The 268-nt window shown below is 62.7% G+C and carries 1 protein-coding gene; it reads left to right on the top strand.

What is annotated here, in order from left to right; genetic code table 11:
- Window positions 1-268 (top strand): hypothetical protein (locus tag R0K30_RS22115; RefSeq protein ID WP_410613003.1); only part of this gene is annotated, 268 nt, incomplete at both ends.

Below are 268 nucleotides of genomic sequence, written 5' to 3'. Positions count from 1 at the left end.
ATGAGATTCCGGCTGGCGTCGAGGTGCCGCCGACTTGGCTCGCGTTGCTGAGTGCTTCAGATGATCGGGTTGCCGACGAGCTCGTGCAGATGTGGGCGGGCGTCATCGATCGATTGCCGGCGGTTGCGCAATTCTTTCGCGACAAGCTCGCGCGGCCGGCTGTGTTTCGCAGCGGTGATGGCGACGTCATGCTGCTGTATCCGTACATGGTCGAGTCCGGCGATCTGAATTTCTTCATCGGTCGTATGCCGCTCGGCGAGCGGGCGCC

This window comes from Bacillus sp. SIMBA_154, assembly GCF_046536015.1.
Lineage (GTDB): Bacteria > Bacillota > Bacilli > Bacillales > Bacillaceae > Bacillus > Bacillus pumilus_P.
Note: the sequence above shows the minus strand (reverse complement) of the source record. Positions and strands in the feature narration are given on the sequence as shown.